The organism is Bradyrhizobium sp. (assembly GCF_030654605.1).
Lineage (GTDB): Bacteria > Pseudomonadota > Alphaproteobacteria > Rhizobiales > Xanthobacteraceae > Bradyrhizobium.
This window is the reverse complement of record NZ_JAURXB010000160.1, coordinates 1-1,348: the sequence shown is the minus strand read 5'-3', so window position 1 is coordinate 1,348 and position 1,348 is coordinate 1. Positions and strand designations below refer to the sequence as shown.

The 1,348-nt window shown below is 67.0% G+C and carries 1 protein-coding gene; it reads right to left on the bottom strand.

Features of this window, described 5'->3' with window-relative positions:
• Positions 1 to 30: 30 nt before the first annotated feature.
• Positions 31 to 1,182, bottom strand: a complete 1,152-nt coding sequence (locus Q7U29_RS15300) for an aminotransferase class V-fold PLP-dependent enzyme (protein WP_304742833.1) — start codon at positions 1,180 to 1,182, stop codon at positions 31 to 33.
• Positions 1,183 to 1,348 lie beyond the last annotated feature (166 nt).

Below are 1,348 nucleotides of genomic sequence, written 5' to 3'. Positions count from 1 at the left end.
TGACCCGGGTAGCCGGCAGGCCAAGGTTGGCTAATCCCGCAGCCTGCGGCCCAGCGCCGCGACAAAACGGTCGGCATCGGTCTCGTCGTTGAAGACGTGGGGCGAGACGCGCATGCGGCCGAGCCGCGGCGCGACGAAAATGCCCTCGGTGGCCAGCCCCTCGACCAGCGCCTTGACCGTCACGTCCTTGAAGCCGAGACATAAAATATGCGGCGCCCGCAGGTGACGCGGCGGAATGCTGACGCCGAGATCGCGCACGCCTTCCGCGATCCGATCCGTCAGCATCGCAAGACGCTGCGCAATGGCCGCGGCGCCCCATTCGGCGATCATCTCCATGCCGATCGACGCCATCTCCAGCGAGACAAAATGGTCGCGCTCGCCCATGTCGAAGCGGCTGGCATCGCCGACATAGCTTGTGTCGGAGAAATAGACCGCGTTCTCGGCGCGCACATCGCGGCGGCCGCCCGGCGTCTGCTCGAGCGGAATGCCGCCCTGATGGCGTCTGGCGACGTAGAGAAAGGCGCGGCCATAGGGGCCGAGCAGCCATTTGTAGGTCGGGAAGATCACGAAATCAGGATCGAGCTGTTTGACGTCGAGCGGCAGCACACCCGCGCCTTGCGTCGCGTCGATCAGGAAGAGGGCGCCTTGCCGGCGCAGCGCGGTCGCGACCTGTTCGAGATCGATCAAGCCGCCGTCGGACCAGTGCACCGACGAGATCGAGGCCAGCGCAACCGGAGCCGCGCCCGGTCGCTCGATGGCGGCGAGCACCATCGAGGTCCAGTCGGCGTCATCGGCCTGGCGGATGGTCTCGACGGCAAAGCCCTGCGCGTCCGCGCGGGTCTGCCATTCGAGCACCGGCGAGGAGTGATCGTTTTCCAGCACCAGCACGCGCGTGCCTCGCGGGATGGTCAGGAGTTTGGCCGCCGTCGCCACGCCGTAGCTGATCGAGGGGATCAGCGCGATGTCGGCGGCATCGGCGTTGATCAGTCGGGCGGCGGCGATCCGCGCGCGGTCGTGCTGGCGGCCGGCAAAGCCCGGATCGAGCCTCCAGGGTTGGCCCTTGCGCCCGACCGCATCACGGCCGGCTTCCAGGGTCTGCAGCGGCAGCGGACTGTAGGAAGCGGAATTCAGATAGCAGATATCGCGCGGGATATCGAACAGGTCGCGTTGCGAGGCAAGCATGAGCGTCACCGCCCGTCGTACTGGTCCGGTCCCATCGCAAACTCCCACTGGTCGTGGCCGTGCGCATAGGTCTGGTTGGTCGAGGCCGGATTGCGGTTGACCAGCGGCCGCAAATACATCGGATGGGTGGCGCTGCGCACCTCGTGCTCCACCGTGAACAGGTGCC